Source organism: Arthrobacter sp. LT660 (genome assembly GCF_056172845.1).
This window is the reverse complement of the sequence record NZ_CM149651.1, coordinates 1,829,090-1,846,616: the sequence shown is the minus strand read 5'-3', so window position 1 is coordinate 1,846,616 and position 17,527 is coordinate 1,829,090. Positions and strand designations below refer to the sequence as shown.

The following is a 17,527-nucleotide window of genomic DNA, read 5'->3' as shown; positions in this document are numbered from 1 at the left end:
ACACTACTTGGCGTTCGCGTAGGACTCGACGACGGCCACGCCCACCGGGAACTCCACGGGCGTTCGGCCGAACATCAACTCCGCGGCGGCCGTGGCGGCGTCCTGGGCGATTCCGGCCGCGGCCTCGGCGCGACCGGTCGGAACATGCAGAACCACTTCGTCGTGCAGGAAGAAGGCCAGCCCGCCGGTGTCCCTCCCCGACAGGCGCTCGGCATGGAGGCGGCGGCGCAGCTCGCCCAGCCAGCACAGGGCCCATTCCGCGGCGGTGCCCTGGACCACGAAGTTGCGGGTGAAGCGTCCGCGGGTGCGTGCCATTTGGTCGGCACGCCGCTGCTCTTCGGCGTCGGACGTCCGTTGGGCGGCCAGCCACGCCTCGGACGCCGGCGGGGAACATCGGCCCAGAAACGTACAGACCGTCCCTCCAGCCTCGCCCACCCGGGCGGCGTGTTCGACCACCCCCACCGCCTTGGGGAACGTGCGCGTGAGCTGCGGCATCAGACGTCCGGCCTCTCCGGTCGTGGCACCGTACATCGCACCCAGCATGGCGACTTTTGCGCTGGCCCGGTCCCCGCCGAACCCGAGGTCGGCAATCCCCTGGTAGAGGTCCCGGCCGCGGGCCGCGTCCGCGAGCGCGTCGTCGTTGGCGAGGACCGCCAGGATACGCGGTTCCAGCTGCGCGGCGTCGGCCACCACCAACCGGTGGCCGGGGTCCGCGCGGGCCGCGTCGCGGACGGTGTGCGGTATCTGCATCGCACCGCCGCCACGCGATGACCAGCGGCCGGTCACGCCGCCGCCGACGACGTACTCGGGCCGGAACCGGCCGCCGGCGACCCACGCGTCCAGCCACGTCCATCCGTTCGCCGTGAGCAGCCGCGACAGCTTCTTGTACCGCGCCAGCGGACCGAGCGCGGGATGGCTGAACTCCTGAAGCTCCCACTGGCTGGTGCTCTTGGTATTGATTCCGGCCCGATGCAGTGCGCGGAGCAGCTCCTGGGACGAATCGGGATTCAGCGCCGGCGCGTTGAGCGAGGTCCTGAGTTCGCGGGCAGCATCCTCGAGCCGCGCGGGCCGGATGCCGGGCGCGGTCCGGGGTCCCAGCGCCTCCAGCAGGAGAGCCTCGTGGATGTCGCGCCTCCACGGGATGCCGTGGTGCTGCATCTCGGACGCGGCCAGCGCGCCTGCGGACTCCGCGGCAAGCAACAGTTGGAGCCGGCGTCCCCGGAGACTCCGCGGCACCGCGGCCAGCTGGTCCGCGAATTCTTGGGCGAGAGTCTCTGCGGACCCGCCGGCCGCTTTGGGCTCCTCGAACAGCGTGCCCTGGTTTTCCGGCGGACGGGGCGGCAGGAGGGCCTGCGGCGGCTCGGCGCCCGTGGCGGGGGCCGCTTCCCGGCGCAAGGCGCGAACATAGCCGGTGTCCAGTGTCGAGGTGGAGTGCCTGATGATGTTGCGGCAAAGCGTCAGGTCGTGGGCCCGTTCCACGCGGCTGCCCGCGGCGAGCAGCCGCGGGTACCAGTCCACGGTGCTTTCCCAGACCCAGCGCACGCCACGTGCCTCGATGTCGGCCACGACCGCCGGGAGCTGGCCGCGGAAAACCAATATGGCGGGCCCTTCCGGCTCCGCCTGAGCGTCGACGAATTGCACGACGGCGGTGGCCGCACCGGCCTCGGGGCCGGGCTGGCCGGTGGAATGGGTCGCCAGGAGGGCGTATCGGGGCACCGGCCCATTCTGTCAGCATCGCCACGGGACCCCGACCCGGCCTCCACAGGAACACGGAGGAACCCTGCCGGACGCGCGTTATCCACAACGCGCGAAGACGAACTTCCGGGCCAGGCAAACCGGGCGAGGCTGGATCCATGAGGGAACCGATGAGATTCGTGGCCAATCCGCACCCGCGCGGAGGCGGAGCGCAGGCCGGCGCATCGGCGTCGACGACGGGCCCGGGCCCTGGGGCCGGATCCAGACACGGAACCGGACACGGCGCAACCGTTGGTCCGTTTCCCGAACCCGATGCCGGCAGCGCGGATCAGCCCCCCTCGGACACCTCCGGTTCGGGCACGCGGACAGCCGGGGACTGCCTGCTCGTGACCCGTGACGAGGCACTGGCGGACCATGTGGCACTCGTCGCCGCGGCGGCCGGCGCAATCCTGCACGTCGCGCGCGCTCCTTCCTTGGGCCGGCCGGATCCCGGGGGCGTCATCCTTCTGGGTCCGGATGCCGCGGACGCTGAGACGGCTCAGCGAGGGGCCGGGACCGTCATCATGGTGGGTTATGCGGAATCTGAGGACGGTTTGTGGAAAGCGGCGGCGCGCCGGCCCGGGGCACGCGTGGCCGTCCTGCCGAGGGCAGCGGCGTGGCTGGGTGAGTTCCTGGGCGAACTTGGCCTACGTCGGGGTCCCGGTCGCGTGTTGCTGGTGGCCGGAACGGCCGGCGGGGCGGGCACGACCACAGTCGCGGCGCTGACCGCGGCCGCCGCCACGCTCGAGGGACAGCGCACGCTGCTCATCGACGCCGATCCACACAGCCCCGGTCTGTGGCCCATGCTCCGGCCCGCTGCGTCGGGCACGGTGGGGTGGGAGGACCTCGCGCTGTCGCGCGGCCAGGTGGCCCCTTCACAGTTGGCCGAGATCCTCCCCGTTGTCCAGGGCATGGCGGTGCTGACCTGGGCCGACCGCAGCCCCAGCGGTGAGCTTCCCGGCCGCGTGCTGGGGGAGGTGGTGGCCGCCTCGCGGCGAATCTTCGACGCGGTGGTGGTCGACGCCGGACGCGTGGCCGGCCTGGACGCCTCCCTCGTGGCCGTGGCCGACCTCGCGCTTGCCGTGGTGCCGAGCCGCTCGGTCGCGTCCCCGGGTTGGTTCCCCGACCCGGCCGTCGACGCGCTGCGGTGGCAGGCGGTCGTCACGGGTAGGCTCCCGGCGGGGGCCGACGCGGCGCGCATTGCCTCGGCGTCCGGACTCGAAGCGGCGGGTTTCCTTCCCGACCTGAGGGCGATCCGCAACGCAGCCGCGGACGGCCGGTTGTTGTCGTGCCTCGGACGACGGAATGTGCGCGCCATGCTCCGGCCGCTGGTGGCCGCATGCCGTGCATCGGCGGTCGCGCCGCGAAGGGGACTGGCGGCGTGATCCCCGACGGATCCGCCGACTCGCCGAAACCCGCCGGCGGGCCGCGCCGGCATGGCCGCCGGAGTTGGTCCGCGGGGCCGCACGCCGCCACGGAAGCCGTAGACGCACGCGTCTTGGAGGAAGTCAGGAACCGTGCACTGCGGGCACCGGGCGAGCTCTCCGGCGCCGACTTGGCCGGGGCGGTCCGGGCCTCCGGGCTGGTTGTCGGCAGCGGTAGCGCGGCGAGGGTCATCCAGCTCCTGCAGGAGGACCTCCGTGGACTCGGGCCGCTTCAGGAGGCCGCCGACGAGGATGGGACCACCGACGTCCTGGTCGATGCCCAAGGACTCGTCTGGTCCGACGGCACCAACGGCCTGGCTGCGACGGGCATGCGCTTCGCCGAGGCGGACGATGTCCGGCGGCTGGCGGTGCGTCTGGCCGCAGCCGGGGGCCGGCGACTGGACGATGCCCAGCCTTTTGCCGACGTCGTGGTGGGGCGGTACAGGATCCATGCGGTACTGCCCCCCGTGTCCACCGGAGGACCGCTGTTGTCCGTGCGCATCCGCAGTTCCGTTTCGCCGCGGCTGGACGCGCTGATGTCGGGGACGCGGGCGGACGCTTGGATCCCCGTGCTGCGCGCGATCGTCGCCGCGCGGCTCAACTTCCTGGTCAGCGGCGGCACCGGGTCCGGCAAGACCACACTGCTCGGTGCCATGCTCGCGGAGGCCGATCCGGCCGAGCGCCTGTTGATCGTTGAGGATTCGCAGGAGCTCGCACCGGCCCATCCGCATGTGGTGGGTCTGCAATGTCGGGCGGGGAACATCGAGGGAGCGGGCGAAGTCGGCATGGGGGACCTGGTGCGCCACGCCCTGCGCATGCGGCCGGACCGATTGGTCGTTGGCGAGTGCCGGGGCTCGGAGATCCGCGACTTTCTTGCCGCCATGAACACGGGTCACGACGGGGCGGGCGGAACCATCCATGCCAGCTCCACGGCAGCGGTTCCGGCGCGGCTCGCGGCCATGGGAGCGCTCGCCGGCATGAGCGCCGAGGCGGTGGCGGTGCAGGCATCAAGCGCGCTGGACCTGGTGGTGCACGTGGCCCGCACCGACGGGCAGCGGGGACCGGTCCGCCTGAGCCGCATCAAGCCGGCGCCGGGGCCGTCCCTGGACACCGAAGTGGTGGCGGAGGCGGACGACGCCTGCGGCATCCGCTACGGTCCGGCTGCGCCCTGGCTCCGCGACGAACTGATCGCGAGGTCCGTTCCGTGGAAGTGGTGATCGTGGCCGCGCTGCTGTCCGGCGTGGGCGTCTGGTGCGCGTTGCCAACCGCGACGCGGCGTTTCGAGGGAGGGCCGCGAGCGCGCGGAGTGGGCACCGGGCACACGCACGTTCACCGCACCGGGGGAGACGGGGAAACGGCGCGTTGGCGGAGGGTTGTCCGCGCGGTCGTCGACGGTCGCGGTCGTTGGCGAACGCCGGCGATGCCGGCCGACCAGCATGTTCGTGCTCTGCGCCAGTTGGCGTCCTTACTGCGTTCCGGCCGCACGCCCGCCGAAGCATGGGCGCTCCTCGGGGAGACGTGGGGTGGACTGTACCCGGATCCGCGACCAGCGGCGGAGGCCGGTCCGGCCGGGGACATACTCGCCGCCTGCCGCGCGGCACGCAGCGCCCATGAGATGGGTTTGGCCCCGTCCTCCGGAATAGAACGGCACGTCCGGGCGCAACCAGGGGGACACTCGCGCATCTGGGTTCGACTGCTTTGGTGCGTGCGCCTCTCGGAGACGACGGGGGCCGCGCTTTCGGACCTGCTCGAGCGTCTTGCGGGCCAACTCGAATCGAGCGAGGACCGGCGTTTGGCACTGGAATCGGCCCTGGCCGGACCGCGCGCGACGCAGCGCATGCTGGCCTGGCTGCCGGTGTTCGGATTGGGACTCGCACAGCTGGTCGGCGCGGAACCGTTGGCGGTTCTCACGCTGCATCCGGCCGGTCGTCTCTGTCTGGTCGCGGGCATGGCACTGTGGTGGGCAAACCGCGCCTGGGGCCGGCGCCTGGTCGCGGGCGCAGCGGTCTCCGGGGTCCGCAGGTGATGGTCTTGGTCGCGTCGCTCACCGCCGCGCTCGCGGTGTGGCTGGTGCTGGCCAACGGGATTGCTCGGCGTCGCCAAAGAAATGAGGCGCCGGCCCATCCTCTCGCCGGCGGAGTCGGCGGTCCATCGAGGACTGGCGTTCGCGGAGGCCGGCAGAGCGCCCCGGGCGAAGAGGTTTTGGCGGAGGACGACACAGCCCTCGTCCTGGATTTGAGCGCCATGCTGCTCCAGGCGGGGCTGCCCGTCACCGGCGTGCTGGCGGTGCTCGCCCGCGAGGTGCCGGGCTGTGGAGCCCTCCACATTGTCGTGCGCTCGCTGGACCTGTCCTTGCCGTGGGGAAGGGCATGGGCACAGGTACCGGAGCCGCTGGCGTCGTTGGGGGACGCGCTCGCGTTCTCGCACCTGACGGGCGCGGCCACCGCGGCGCTTTTGAGCGCCGCCGCCGATCAGCGACGCCGCTCCGACATCCGCGAAGCGGAACGTCGCGCTGCCGAGCTCGGCGTTCGACTCGTTCTGCCGCTGGGTGTGTGCGCGCTTCCGGCCTTTATCTGCCTGGGCATCGTTCCGGTGGTCATTTCCCTGCTCCCGGACCTCGGGTAGCGAACCGACTTTCCCCCAACATGCCCGCGACCTCCCTGCTCATCCAGAATTTGGCGGATGGACCGAAATGCCGGCGCACGCCCGCGGATGCTGGAGGAAGGTCCCGGTGCGGGACCGTGACGAACGACGAGGAGCACGCACATGGAGCACATCAGCCAGGAACACGACCAGCGGCCGCATGCCGCCGAGGCGAATGAGGAAGGTATTGCCACGGCCGAGTTCGCCATCGTCACATTGGCGGCGGTCGGGTTCGCCGGCCTGCTTGTCACCATTCTGAGCAGCGGCGACGTCCGCGAACTCCTGATGGGCCTGGTCCGCCAGGCACTGTCGTACTAGGTGCCGGCCCGGTGGACCACCGGAGGCAACGCGGGAGCAGCACGGCGGAGGTCGCCGTGCTGCTGCCCGCGGTCGCCGGCCTGTTGGTGCTTTCGCTGGGCGTCGGAGCCGCCGGCGCCACGCAGGTGCGCATCGAACAGGCGGCCCGCGCCGCTGCGCGTGAATTGGCACGAGGCGAAAGCGACGCGACCGCCGTCCGGACTGCCAGACGGCTGGCCGGAGACGGTGCGGCCGTCACCGTCGGCAGTGACACCGAGTTCCGCAGGGTTCGGGTGTCCGCGGATTCGTGGCTGCCCGTGCTCGGTGGAGGCGGAGTCTCGGGACTCCTCGTTCTGACCGCCGAGGCGGAAGCCCGAGCCGAAACGGGCGGGGACGTCGAGGGAGGACAGGGTGCGGGGCATGTGCTGCCGTAGCGCGCCCGAGGGACCCGTCCGCCCGGATGCCCGGACGGACGCGGCGGACAGCGCGGACGGCCCTGGCGAGAGGGGCGCGGGCACCGCCCTGGTGCTCGCTCTGGTGGCCGCGCTCTGCCTCGGACTCGTCGCGATCTTGGCTGTCACCCAGGCTGCCGCGGCGGCGGGTCGGGCCGCGACGGCGTCGGACCTGGCCGCGCTCGCTGCGGCCGACGCCGCCCGCGGACTCACCACGGGCGATCCTTGCGCCGTCGCCGCGCAGACGGCGGCGCGGAACGGGGCGCTTCTGATCCTGTGCCAGCGCACGGGGCCGACGGGCGACATCGTCGACATCCGCACGCGGGTCGAACCGGCAGCCGGCTGGGGATGGATGGAGCGGCTGGGTGTGCGCGCAGAGGGGAGGTCGCGGGCCGGCCCGCCACCGCAGCCCTGGCGTCCTCCCGCCAGCTAATGCGGGTTGCGGTCCCGCCGTGCCCCAAGGCTTCAGGCGCGTGGCGCGTTCTTGAGCAGGGATCCGATCAGCGACACGGCCCCGTTCTTGTCCAGCGGGTTGTTCTTGTTTCCGCATTTCGGCGACTGCACACAGGACGGACAGCCGGCGTCGCACTCGCATGCCGAGATCGCGTCGCGTGTCGCACCTAGCCACGTGGTGGCGCGCTCGTATCCGCGCTCGACGAATCCCGCACCGCCGGCGTGGCCGTCGTACACGAAGATGGTGGGCATCTCCGTGTCGGCGTGCAGGGCCGTGGACACGCCGCCGATGTCCCAGCGGTCGCTGGACGCGACCAGCGGCAACAGGCCGATCGCCGCGTGTTCGGCCGCATGAAGCGCGCCGGGGATCGAGCCGGGGACGATCCCGGCCGAAACCAGCCTCCTTTCGGGGACCGTGAACCACACCGCCTTAGTGAACAGGTCGCGGGCGCCGAGATCGAGCGGCTCCTCGCCCAGGATCTCGTTGCTGATCAGTGTCTTCCGCTGGAAGGAGACCACCTGCGTCGTCACCCGGACCTCGCCGAAGTGCGCGGTCACCTCTCCCCACTCCTGAGTCCGGAGCGTCTCCAGGACCTCGACGGTGGTGATGTCCCGGGCCTGCGTGTAGAAGTCCGGGGCCGCGCGGTGGACCAGGACGCAGTGGTCCTCCTCGTTCAGCTCGTCCACCAGGTAGCTGGCTCCCTGGTGCACGTAAATGGCCCCGGTGTGGGCCTGGTAGTGGGTTTGGGGGGAGTCCATGGTCCCCAGCAGCGATCCCGTTTCCGAATCGATGATGCTCATCGGCCCGCCGCCATCGGCGCGCAGGTTCACCATGGACGCGGCGCTCTCCGGATGGGTCCAGAACCAGCCGGAGGGCCTGCGCCGCAGGTAGCCCCGCTCGACCAGGGAATCCAGCAACCTCGCGGCGGTCGGGCCGAACAGCGCGGCCTCTTCGGGCCGCAGCGGTTGCTCCGCCGCCGCCGCGCACAGGTGCGGCCCCAGCACATACGGATTGGCGGGATCCAGCACCGTCGCCTCGACGCTGATGTCGAAGATCGCCTCGGGATGGTTGACGAGGTACGTGTCCAGCGGGTCGTCGCTGGCCACGAACGCCGCGAGAGCGTTCTGCCCGGCCCGACCGGCCCGTCCGATCTGCTGGAAGAAGGATGCGCGCGTGCCCGGCCAGCCGGCCACCAGAACCGCGTCGAGGCCCGCGATGTCGATGCCGAGCTCCAGTGCCGACGTCGAGGCGATGCCGAGAAGCTCGCCGTTGCGCAGCCGCCGCTCCAGTTCGCGGCGTTCCTCGGGCAGGTAACCGGAACGGTAGGCCGCGATGCGTCCCGGCAGGCTCGGGTGGACCTCGTCGACATGGCGCTGAGCCATGGTGGAGATCGTTTCGGCGCCCCGGCGCGACTTGATGAAGGCGATGGTGCGCACCTGCGAGCACACCAGGTTGGCCAGCAGGTTCGAGGTCTCGGCGATGGCCGTACGCCGGCGCGGCGCACCGTTTTCGCCGCGGGCCTCCGTCAGCGGCGGCTCCCACAGGGCGACGGCCGTCTCGCCGTGCGGCGAGAAGTCGGTGGTCACTGCCCGTACCGGCGCACCGATCAGACGGCCGAACGACTCCTCCGGATCGGCGCTCGTCGCCGAGGCTCCGATGAACACCGGATCCGCTCCGTAGTGCGTGCAGATACGGCGCAGCCTGCGGAGCAGGTTCGCCACATGGGCGCCGAAGACGCCGCGGTAGCTGTGCGCCTCGTCGATCACCACGTAGGAAAGCCGGCGGAAAAAGCGCGCCCACCACGGATGGTTGGGAAGGATGCCGAAGTGGAGCATGTCCGGGTTCGCGAGCACGAAGTTCGCGTTGTCCCGGATCCACCGGCGCTCGCCGGCTTCGGTGTCGCCGTCGTACGTCGAAGCCCTGACGCTTTTCAGCCCCAGCGCGTTGAGCGCGGTCAGTTGGTCCGCCGCGAGCGCCTTGGTCGGCGACAGATACAGGACGACGGCGCCGCTGGCCTCCAGCGTGACCGATCCCTCCAACACGGAGCGGTGGATGGCGTCGACCGCGGGGAGCTGGTAGGCCAGCGACTTCCCGGAGGCCGTGCCGGTCGAGACGATCGTGTGGTGCCCGTCGTGCGCCGACATCGCGGCCTGGACCTGGTGGAGCCACGGCTCCTGGACGCCCAGACGGCCGTAGGCCTCCACCACGTCCGGATGCACCCACTCGGGCCAGGGGCCGTGGACGGCGTCGCGGGCAGGCAGAATCCGCAGGTGGCGCAGGGCCTCGGGATCGGAACCCTGGCCGAGCAACGGGACCAGCGTGCGGAAATCTGTCACCGCATCATTCTGGCACCCGGTACGGACGCTCTAGGACCGCTTGCCCTCCAGCGTGACGACGGTGCCCAGCGGTGTCCATCCGAGGTACTGGTAGAGCGCCTGACCGTCGATGGAGGCGATCAGCAGCCCCTCGTCCACCTCGTGCTCGAGCGCGGCGGCCACCAGCGCCCGCATCACCAGGCTGCCGAGCCCGCGACGGCGGAACTCGGTGGCGGTGACGATCCGGTCGAACACGGCGTAGTCGCCGACGACGGAGACGTGTCCGCTGGCGGCGACCACGTCGGGATCGTCCTCCGTGTGGACCGAGACGAACGCGTGTTTCGCGTCCCGCTGAACGTCGATCGTGAAGCCTTCGGGCGCGCGCGGGTCCTCCACGTCCTGGCCGTCCATCTCGGCGACCATGAGGGCCTCCTCGGCGAACACGACGGACAGCCCGGCGGCGACGGCGGCGTCCGCGAGGGCCTGCGAATCTTCGGCGAAGGCCGTCAACCTCCGTGCCGGATGCTTGCCCAGGGTCTCGCCCACGGCCACGAGCTCCTCCGAGGTCGGCTCGTAGATGACGTATTCCCAATCGCCGGTGGTGTCATGGCGCAGGGCGGCGTGCACGCGACCCTCGTGGCGGCACTCGTAACCGCGGGCGCCGGCCCAGCCGGTGACCCAGTTGCCGATCAGTTCATCGCTCGCTGAGGATCCCATGGCACGACACTACCCCCAAGTCACGGAGGGTGTGGAGTGCCATGGGGCAACCGTTGCCGTTCCGAAAGAATCCGTTAACACGGCCGACACGCGGACCCGCGGCCGCGCTGCACGTACCCTTAAGCGGTGTCCCAAAACCGCATCGTACTCTTCTACGCCTTCACGCCACTGACCGATCCGGAGGCCGTGCGACTCTGGCAGCGCACCCTCTTGGAACGCTGGGACCTGCGCGGCCGGATCATCGTCTCCAAGGACGGAATCAACGGCACCGCGGGTGGCGACATCAAGAACGTCAAGGCCTACGTGAAGGCCACCCGCGAGTATCCCGCGTTCCACAAGATGGACATCAAATGGAGCGACGGCGGAGCCGAGGACTTCCCGAAGGTTTCCGTCCGCGTCAGGGACGAACTGGTCTCCTTCGGCGCGCCCGGCGAACTGCGCGTGGACTCCGACGGAGTGGTGGGCGGCGGAACGCATCTCAGGCCCGAGCAGGTGCACGAACTCGTGGACGCGAAGGCGCGCGACGGTCAGGACGTCGTGTTCTTCGACGGCCGCAACGCATTCGAGGCCCAGATCGGAAGGTTCCGCGACGCCATCGTGCCGGACGTAGCCACCACCCACGATTTCATCCGTGAACTCGATTCCGGAAAGTACGACGACCTCAAGGACAAGCCGATCGTGACGTACTGCACCGGCGGGATCCGCTGCGAGGTCCTCTCGTCGCTGATGGTGAACCGCGGGTTCAGCGAGGTCTACCAGTTGCAGGGCGGGATTGCGCGCTATGGGGAGAAATACGGCGACAAGGGCCTGTGGGACGGCTCGCTCTACGTCTTCGACCAGCGGATGCACGTCGAATTCAGCCCGGAGTCCAAAAGCCTCGGCCGCTGCGTGGCCTGCGACGCCGCCACCAACAAGTTCGAGAATTGCTCCAACCTCGCCTGCCGCAACCTGCGCCTGTTCTGCGCCGGTTGTGCGGCGGACGAGGCCCTGCGCGTCTGTCCGGACTGCGCATCGGCCGGCGCGACGGCGGTCTAGGGGTTCGGCAACGGCCACAGGCCGGCGGCCGCGTCCCCGGGCGTCAGGACCTCGGATTCCGTCCGCTGGATGCTGAAGCCGCGCGCCCGGTAGTTGGCCAGCGCGGCGGGCCCGTCCAGGGAACACGTGTGGACCCACACGCGCTCGACCGGCGCGAGCCCGGCCCAACGGGACGCCAGGTCCCAGGCGCGCCTCGTGGCCTCCTCCAGCAGCGGACCGCCCAGTCCCTGGCCGATGCGCTCCGGGAAGAGGCCGAAGTACACGATCTCCACCTCCGTGCCCGCTGTCGCATCCGGCGTCGACCCAGCCTGCCGCGCGCGTCCGGCCAACTCGACGTACCCCGCCGGGGCACCGCCGGCGTAGAGCACCCACGTCTCCGAGCCGCGCTCGTGCAACAGCGCGTCCCACTCGGCCCTGGCGAGCCCGAGGCGGTCCGTCCAGTTCCAGCCGCTGCCGACGCTCCGGTACAGGAACCTGCTGAAATCCGCGGTGATGCCCCCGGCCCGTTCGATCCGGCAACCCGGAGGCAGCGACCGCGACGCGGGGATCAGATCGCCCGGATCCAGCTGCTGCAGGTGGGTCGTGGTGACGCATACCGCCGGGGCCACGGGAGCCGGCCGGGAGTGCGTTCGCGTTTCGTCCGCGCGGGTCATGTGGTTTCGCTCTCCCTGATCACTTGACGGACAAATCCACGCGGCCCGCCAGCGCCAGGCCCGGGCTGGCGGAATCGAGCATGATGTTCACGCCCTCGGCGTCGAGGATGAAGTCCACGGCGTGTTCGCTGGATTCGGGGTGGACCGCGCATTCGCCCTCCTGCACCGCCACCACGTTCAGCTGCGGATCCTGCACCAGCGCCGTCACCACCGCGGTCTTGTCGGGCGAGGAGCAGGCGAAGGTCAGGGTGTATTGGCCGCCCTGGAGCGCCGGGCTGTCCATCGTCAGCGATGTCGACGTCGACGTCGGCCCCGTCAGGTCGTTGGCGCCGACCAGCAGCGGACCGCCGGCCGAGAAAGAGGATGCGATGGGTGGCGCGGGCTCCACGGGTTCGACGGAGGCCCTCGAAAAGCTCGGTGCCGGGGCCGCTTCGCCGTCAACTGTCGCCACACCCGGCTGCGGGGTCGGGGTGCAGGCGCTCGCCAGCACCACGCAGCATGCCAGGGCACTGGCTGTGGCGAATGCCCGGGGCGCGGCGGGGCGGAGATGGGCCGGACGGCGGGTGTGTGGCATGAGCCAATCCTATGACGGTGCCCCCGGACGGCGCTCCCCATGACGACGCCTCGGTAGAATCCTCGGGTGAACCCCACCGACGACTTCTCCCGCGTTCCGGATGCCCCGCAGAGCCACGACCAGACAGTGCTTGACGCGCTCGCCGGGGACCTCTTGGCCGCCGGATACCTCCACGACGCCGTGACGGAACTCGTCGGGGAGGAGGCCCATGCGGCGTTGAACCGCGACCAGGTGGTTCCGGCGCTCGTGGCGGTCCAGCGAAAACTCGCCCTGCCCGCGCCGCCGTCCCTGGCCGTGGTCGTGGGCCTGTGGATGCTGGGCCTGGAACAGCCGACCGCGGTCGTGGACCGGGCGTTCCCCCGGTGTGGCGCCGCCGGTCTCGTCGCGCTGGGCCTCGCCGCACCGGTGGAGGGCACCGACCTGATGCGGGCCACCGCGGACCTGCGCCCGCACGCGTCGGACGCCGATGCCGAGATCTGGGTCGCGAGCGACCTCGGCGCCCACCAGCGTCCCGGTCCGCTGCGACACGACCACGTGCTCGGCATCGGACGCGCTTCGCTGACGCTTGCCCAGACGACCATCCGGCGCGACGTCCGGCGGGCGCTGGACCTCGGCACCGGCTGCGGCATCCAAGCGTTCCACCTCCTCTCGCACGCGGACAGCGTCGTGGCCACGGACGTCTCCGAACGCGCGCTGGCGTTCACCCGCTTCAACCTGCTGCTGAACCACCGCGCGCTGGGCGTGGATCCCGCCGCCCCCGGGGACCGGGTGGACCTCCGGCTCGGCAGTCTGCTGGATCCGGTGGCCGGGGAACAGTTCGATCTCGTGGTGTCCAACCCGCCCTTCGTCATTACGCCGCATCCGGCCGGCGAATCCGACGCCGAGCGCTACACCTACCGCGACGGCGGCCTGCCGGGGGATAGGTTGGTGGCCGGGCTTGTCGCCGGGCTTCCCGCGGTGCTGGCGCCCGGTGGCACCGCGCAGTTGCTGGCCAACTGGGAGATTACGGCGGACGACGCCGGCGACCCGGATTGGGCGCGGCGGCCGCGCTCGTGGGTGCCCGAGGGGACGGAGGCGTGGTTCATCCAGCGGGAGACGGCCTCGCCCGAGGAATACGCCGAGACGTGGCTCCGCGATTCGTCTGAAGCGCGTGACCCGGATCGTTACCGGCGACGGTACGTCGAGTACCTGGAGGACTTCGCCTCGCGCTCGGTGCTCGCCGTCGGCTTCGGCATGGTCTGGCTGCGGCGGGCGCAGGATCCGGGCCGGATGCCCGTGGGACGGCGCTTCGAGGAGATCGGGTATCCGATCGAACAGCCGATCGGTCCGCACCTGGACGCAGCCGTCGAGGCGGCCGGGTTCGTGGCCGGCGCTCAGGTCGCGGATCTCCTGCTGGTCTGTGCCGAGGACGTGACGGAGGAGCGCCACCAGCGTCCCGGCGCGGAGCACCCCGGCGTCATCCTGCTGCGACAGGGGGCGGGTCTGCGGCGGACCACGCTTTTGAGTACGGAGGAGGCCGGGTTCGTCTCGGCCTGCGACGGCCAACTGACGGTCCGGCAGATCGCGCTGGCCATCGCGGCGCTGCTGGACCGCGACCCCGACGAGACGCTGCGGGACCTGAGTGCCAGTGTTGTCCGACTTGTTACCGGTGGCTTTCTGTGCGGGATGCGAAACAACGGCTAAAGTTTTTCGACATGACGCAGAACACAGTCCCACAAGAGTTGGCGGAACCGCGGGCAGTTCGGCGGCAGACGGCCAACCCCGTGGTCATCAGCGATCCACAGGCCATCCGGGCGCTGGCGCACGAGGCTCGGCTGGAGGTCCTGGAGGAGCTGTTCGCCTCCCAGTCCACCCGCACGGCCACCGAGTTGGCCTCGCGCTGCAACCTCACCCCCAGCGCCATGAGCTACCACCTGCGCGCCCTCGAGAAGTACGGCTACGTGGAGCGCGCCGCCAACGAGGGCGACGGCCGCGAACGCCGCTGGAAAGCCGCCGGCGACCAGCTCGTGGTCGGCTCCCTCAGCGGCTCGAGCGCGGCGAAAAACGCGTTCCTTAATGTCCAGCTCAACGCCTTCCGCGAGCGCCTCAGCGCCGAGATCGAACGCCGGGACATCGAGCGCAAGGCCGGCATCGAGCCGGCCCCGGGCCGCGCGCCCGTGCTCACCACGGGGATGGTGTTCCTGAAGGAGGACCAGCGCGAGGAGTTCGTCCAACGCGTCTACGCACTGGTCGACGAGTACGAGGCGTTGGCGGTGCCCGAGGACCGGGGCATCGACGGGGAACGCGTCTACTACATGCTGTCGTTCCTGCCCGAGATCCGGGCCCACTGATCCGTCCGCGCACCGCGACGCACCGCCGTCGTCGGCGCGGCATTCCCCACTCCTTTCGGCCCCGCTTGCTGGTGGGGTCCCGGATGCGGCTACCCTAGAGCAGGTATGAGCAGGCCGTCGTCGTGGCGCGCCACCGGTTGCAAATAGGAGTGTTGTGCCCCCGAAGGCCAAGGAAAAGACCGGCAAGAAACTCGTGATCGTGGAGTCTCCTGCTAAGAGCAAGTCGATCGCCAAGTACCTTGGCGACGGCTTTGTGGTGGACGCGTCGGTCGGTCACATCCGCGACCTGCCGCAGCCGAAGGAGCTCCCCGCGGAGCTCAAGAAGACCTCGGTCGGCAAGTTCGCCATCGATCTGGACAACGACTTCGAGCCCTATTACGTCGTCTACCCGGACAAAAAGAAACGGGTCGCCGACCTCAAGGCGCAGCTCAAGGACGCGGACGCCCTCTACCTCGCAACCGATGCGGACCGCGAGGGCGAGGCCATAGCGTGGCACCTGTTGCAGGTCCTGAAGCCCAAGGTTCCGGTGTATCGCATGGCGTTCACCGAGATCACCAAGGAAGGCATCGCCCGGGCGCTGGAGAACATCCGCGACCTGGACACCGATCTGGTGGACGCGCAGGAGACGCGGCGCGTGCTGGACCGCCTCTTCGGCTACGAGCTTTCGCCGGTCTTGTGGCGCAAGGTCGGTCCCGGCCTGTCCGCCGGACGCGTGCAGTCCGTGGCCACGCGGCTCGTGGTCGAGCGCGAGCGCGAGCGCATGGCCTTCCGCAGCGCCTCCTACTGGGACCTGACCGGCGAGTTCGCGACCGACGCCGGCGATTCCTTCCGCGCCAAGCTCGTCTCTGTCGACGGCTCTCGCGTCGCCACGGGACGCGACTTCGACGATCTCGGCCAGGTCAAGACGCTCAAGTCCGGCGCCGGCGTCGTGCCCCTGGACCAGGAATCCGCCACGTCGCTGGCCGAGGGGCTCGCCGACTCGGCGTTCGCTGTCGCGAGCGTCGACACCAAGCCGTACACCCGCCGCCCCGCGGCCCCGTTCACGACCTCGACGCTGCAGCAGGAGGCCTCCCGCAAGCTGCGCTGGTCGTCCAAGTCGACCATGCAGGTGGCCCAGCGACTGTACGAAAACGGGTACATCACCTATATGCGTACCGACTCGGTGTTCCTCTCCGGCGAGGCCGTCAACGCGGCGCGGAAGCAGGCGGCCGAGCTCTACGGAGCGGACTCCATCCCGGAGAAGATGCGCGTCTACAAGTCCAAGAACGACAACGCGCAGGAGGCCCACGAGGCCATCCGCCCCGCGGGCGATTCGTTCCGCCGACCGGTCGACGTGCGCAGCCAGCTCGGCGCGGACGAATTCAAGCTGTACGAACTGATCTGGAAGCGCACGGTCGCCTCCCAGATGGCCGACGCCAAGGGTTCGACGGCGTCCGTCCGCCTCACCGGCGACGCGACCGACGGCCGCACCGCCGAGTTCTCGGCCTCTGGCACCGTCATCACCTTCCGCGGCTTCCTCGCCGCCTACGAGGAGGGCAAGGACATCTCGCCGGAGCAAGAGGCGGAGAACGACGCCGAGCGCCGGCTCCCCGTCCTCAAAGTCGCCGACCCGTTGCAGGGTCGCCAGATCGAGGCCCAGGGCCACGAGACGTCCCCGCCACCGCGCTACACCGAGGCCTCGATCGTCGCGGAGCTCGAGGCGCGCGAGATCGGCCGGCCGTCGACCTACGCGCCGACGATCTCCACGATCATGGACCGCGGCTACGTGACGAAGCGGGGCGGCGCCCTGGTTCCCAGCTGGGTCGCCTTCTCCGTGGTCCGGCTGCTCGAGCAGCACTTCGGCCAGTACGTCGACTACGGCTTCACCGCCCGTCTCGAGGACGACCTCGACGAGATCGCCAAGGGACATCTGGCCCGCACGACGTGGCTGAGGAAGTTCTACTTCGGCGAGGGCCAGGAGGCGGACGGCCTGCAGGGTGTCGTGGAGAACCTGGGCGACATCGACGCCCGGGCCATCAACTCGGTGGAGATTGCGCCCGGCATCGTCCTGCGCGTGGGCAAGTTCGGCCCGTACCTGGAGAAGCCGCTGCCCACGGACGCGCCGGAGGGCACGGAGCCGCAGCGGGCCAACGTCCCCGAGGACCTGGCCCCGGACGAGCTCACCGCCGAGAAGGCACTCGAGCTGATGGAGGCGCCGGGCCCCGAGGAGCGCGTGCTCGGGACGGATCCTGAGACCGGACGCGAGATCGTGGCGAAGGATGGGCGCTACGGCGCCTACGTCACCGAGGTCATCACGGATCCGACGCCGGAGGAACTCGCCGCCCAGCCCGTCGAGTACTACAAGAACGGAAAGCCGAAGCCGCCGAAGAAGCCCGCCAAGGTGCGCCCCCGCACCGGATCGCTCTTCAAATCGATGTCCGTGGAAACGGTCACGCTGGAGGAGGCCCTGCGGCTGATCCGCCTGCCGCGGGTCCTCGGGCAGGATGCCGAGGGTGTGGAGATCACCGTTCAGAACGGACGCTTCGGCCCGTACCTGAAGAAGGGGACGGACTCCCGCTCGATCGGCACCGAAGAGGAGATCTTCACGATCACCCTCGAGCAGGCACTGGAAATCTACTCGCAGCCGAAGCAGCGTGGCGGGCGGACGGCCGCCCCGCCGCTGGCCGAGTTCGGCGCGGACCCGGTCTCGGAGAAGGCGATCGTCGTGAAGGAGGGCCGGTTCGGTCCCTACATCACGGACGGCATCACCAACATCACCGTCCCGCGCGACACCGCGATCGAGGAACTCACCCGCGAACGCGCCGTGGAGCTTCTCGCGGAGAAGCGCGCCAAGGGTCCGGTCAAGCGCGGTGCCGGCAAGACCCCGGCTCGGCGCGCTCCGGCCAAGAAGAAGTAGCGG

Annotated in this window: 16 protein-coding genes; 11 read left to right on the top strand and 5 right to left on the bottom strand. The window is 70.5% G+C overall.

Annotated elements, in window-relative coordinates:
- Positions 1-3: 3 nt before the first annotated feature.
- Positions 4-1,716, bottom strand: a complete 1,713-nt coding sequence (locus tag AC0QSG_RS08560) for a bifunctional 3'-5' exonuclease/DNA polymerase (RefSeq protein ID WP_475375061.1) — start codon at positions 1,714-1,716, stop codon at positions 4-6.
- A gap of 137 nt (positions 1,717-1,853) precedes the next feature.
- Here AC0QSG_RS08560 and ssd point away from each other — a divergent pair, with 137 nt between their 5' ends.
- The 7 genes from ssd (at position 1,854) to AC0QSG_RS08525 (ending at position 6,983) form a co-directional block, all read left to right on the top strand.
- The gene (gene ssd / locus AC0QSG_RS08555) at positions 1,854-3,119 is read left to right on the top strand and encodes a septum site-determining protein Ssd (protein ID WP_475375060.1); all 1,266 of its coding nucleotides are present in this window, start codon (positions 1,854-1,856) and stop codon (positions 3,117-3,119) included.
- Positions 3,116-4,375 carry a TadA family conjugal transfer-associated ATPase gene (locus AC0QSG_RS08550; RefSeq protein WP_475375059.1) on the top strand — a complete coding sequence of 420 codons (1,260 nt, stop codon included), beginning with the start codon at positions 3,116-3,118 and terminating at the stop codon, positions 4,373-4,375. The genes ssd and AC0QSG_RS08550 overlap by 4 nt, the downstream gene beginning before the upstream one ends.
- A 488-nt stretch (positions 4,376-4,863) precedes the next feature.
- The gene (locus AC0QSG_RS08545) at positions 4,864-5,184 is read left to right on the top strand and encodes a type II secretion system F family protein (RefSeq protein WP_475375058.1); all 321 of its coding nucleotides are present in this window, start codon (positions 4,864-4,866) and stop codon (positions 5,182-5,184) included.
- Positions 5,184-5,783 carry a type II secretion system F family protein gene (locus tag AC0QSG_RS08540; RefSeq protein ID WP_475377295.1) on the top strand — a complete coding sequence of 200 codons (600 nt, stop codon included), beginning with the start codon at positions 5,184-5,186 and terminating at the stop codon, positions 5,781-5,783. The genes AC0QSG_RS08545 and AC0QSG_RS08540 overlap by 1 nt, the downstream gene beginning before the upstream one ends.
- Positions 5,784-5,924: 141 nt before the next feature.
- A complete protein-coding gene (locus AC0QSG_RS08535; RefSeq protein WP_435727239.1) occupies positions 5,925-6,119 on the top strand; it encodes a DUF4244 domain-containing protein in 195 nt (64 codons plus the stop codon).
- 11 nt (positions 6,120-6,130) lie between these two features.
- A complete protein-coding gene (locus AC0QSG_RS08530; RefSeq protein WP_475375057.1) occupies positions 6,131-6,532 on the top strand; it encodes a TadE family type IV pilus minor pilin in 402 nt (133 codons plus the stop codon).
- Positions 6,519-6,983, top strand: a complete 465-nt coding sequence (locus AC0QSG_RS08525) for an Rv3654c family TadE-like protein (RefSeq protein ID WP_475375056.1) — start codon at positions 6,519-6,521, stop codon at positions 6,981-6,983. Before AC0QSG_RS08530 ends, AC0QSG_RS08525 begins: the two co-directional genes overlap by 14 nt.
- A gap of 32 nt (positions 6,984-7,015) precedes the next feature.
- Here the strand turns inward: AC0QSG_RS08525 and AC0QSG_RS08520 are convergent, their stop codons facing one another.
- Together AC0QSG_RS08520 and AC0QSG_RS08515 are read right to left on the bottom strand one after the other, a co-directional pair.
- Positions 7,016-9,340 carry a DEAD/DEAH box helicase gene (locus AC0QSG_RS08520; protein WP_475375055.1) on the bottom strand — a complete coding sequence of 775 codons (2,325 nt, stop codon included), beginning with the start codon at positions 9,338-9,340 and terminating at the stop codon, positions 7,016-7,018.
- Positions 9,341-9,370: 30 nt separating this feature from the next.
- Positions 9,371-10,036, bottom strand: coding sequence for a GNAT family N-acetyltransferase (locus tag AC0QSG_RS08515; RefSeq protein ID WP_435727235.1), 666 nt, complete (start codon positions 10,034-10,036; stop codon positions 9,371-9,373).
- 126 nt (positions 10,037-10,162) lie between these two features.
- On the opposite strand from AC0QSG_RS08515, the gene trhO reads away from it, so the two are divergent.
- Entirely contained in the window at positions 10,163-11,071 is a 909-nt protein-coding gene (trhO, locus tag AC0QSG_RS08510) for an oxygen-dependent tRNA uridine(34) hydroxylase TrhO (protein WP_475375054.1), read from the top strand.
- On the opposite strand, the gene AC0QSG_RS08505 is transcribed toward trhO, so the two are convergent.
- Positions 11,068-11,724, bottom strand: coding sequence for a GNAT family N-acetyltransferase (locus AC0QSG_RS08505; RefSeq protein WP_475375053.1), 657 nt, complete (start codon positions 11,722-11,724; stop codon positions 11,068-11,070). The genes trhO and AC0QSG_RS08505 overlap by 4 nt on opposite strands.
- Positions 11,725-11,743: 19 nt before the next feature.
- The gene (locus AC0QSG_RS08500) at positions 11,744-12,298 is read right to left on the bottom strand and encodes a hypothetical protein (RefSeq protein ID WP_475375052.1); all 555 of its coding nucleotides are present in this window, start codon (positions 12,296-12,298) and stop codon (positions 11,744-11,746) included.
- A 66-nt stretch (positions 12,299-12,364) separates the two neighbouring features.
- Between AC0QSG_RS08500 and AC0QSG_RS08495 the strand changes: the two genes are divergently transcribed.
- From AC0QSG_RS08495 to topA, 3 genes are all read left to right on the top strand, one after another.
- Positions 12,365-13,981 carry a DUF7059 domain-containing protein gene (locus AC0QSG_RS08495; protein WP_475375051.1) on the top strand — a complete coding sequence of 539 codons (1,617 nt, stop codon included), beginning with the start codon at positions 12,365-12,367 and terminating at the stop codon, positions 13,979-13,981.
- Between the two features lie 11 nt (positions 13,982-13,992).
- The gene (locus AC0QSG_RS08490; protein ID WP_475375050.1) at positions 13,993-14,628 is read left to right on the top strand and encodes an ArsR/SmtB family transcription factor; all 636 of its coding nucleotides are present in this window, start codon (positions 13,993-13,995) and stop codon (positions 14,626-14,628) included.
- Between the two features lie 154 nt (positions 14,629-14,782).
- Positions 14,783-17,524, top strand: a complete 2,742-nt coding sequence (gene topA / locus AC0QSG_RS08485) for a type I DNA topoisomerase (protein ID WP_475375049.1) — start codon at positions 14,783-14,785, stop codon at positions 17,522-17,524.
- Positions 17,525-17,527 lie beyond the last annotated feature (3 nt).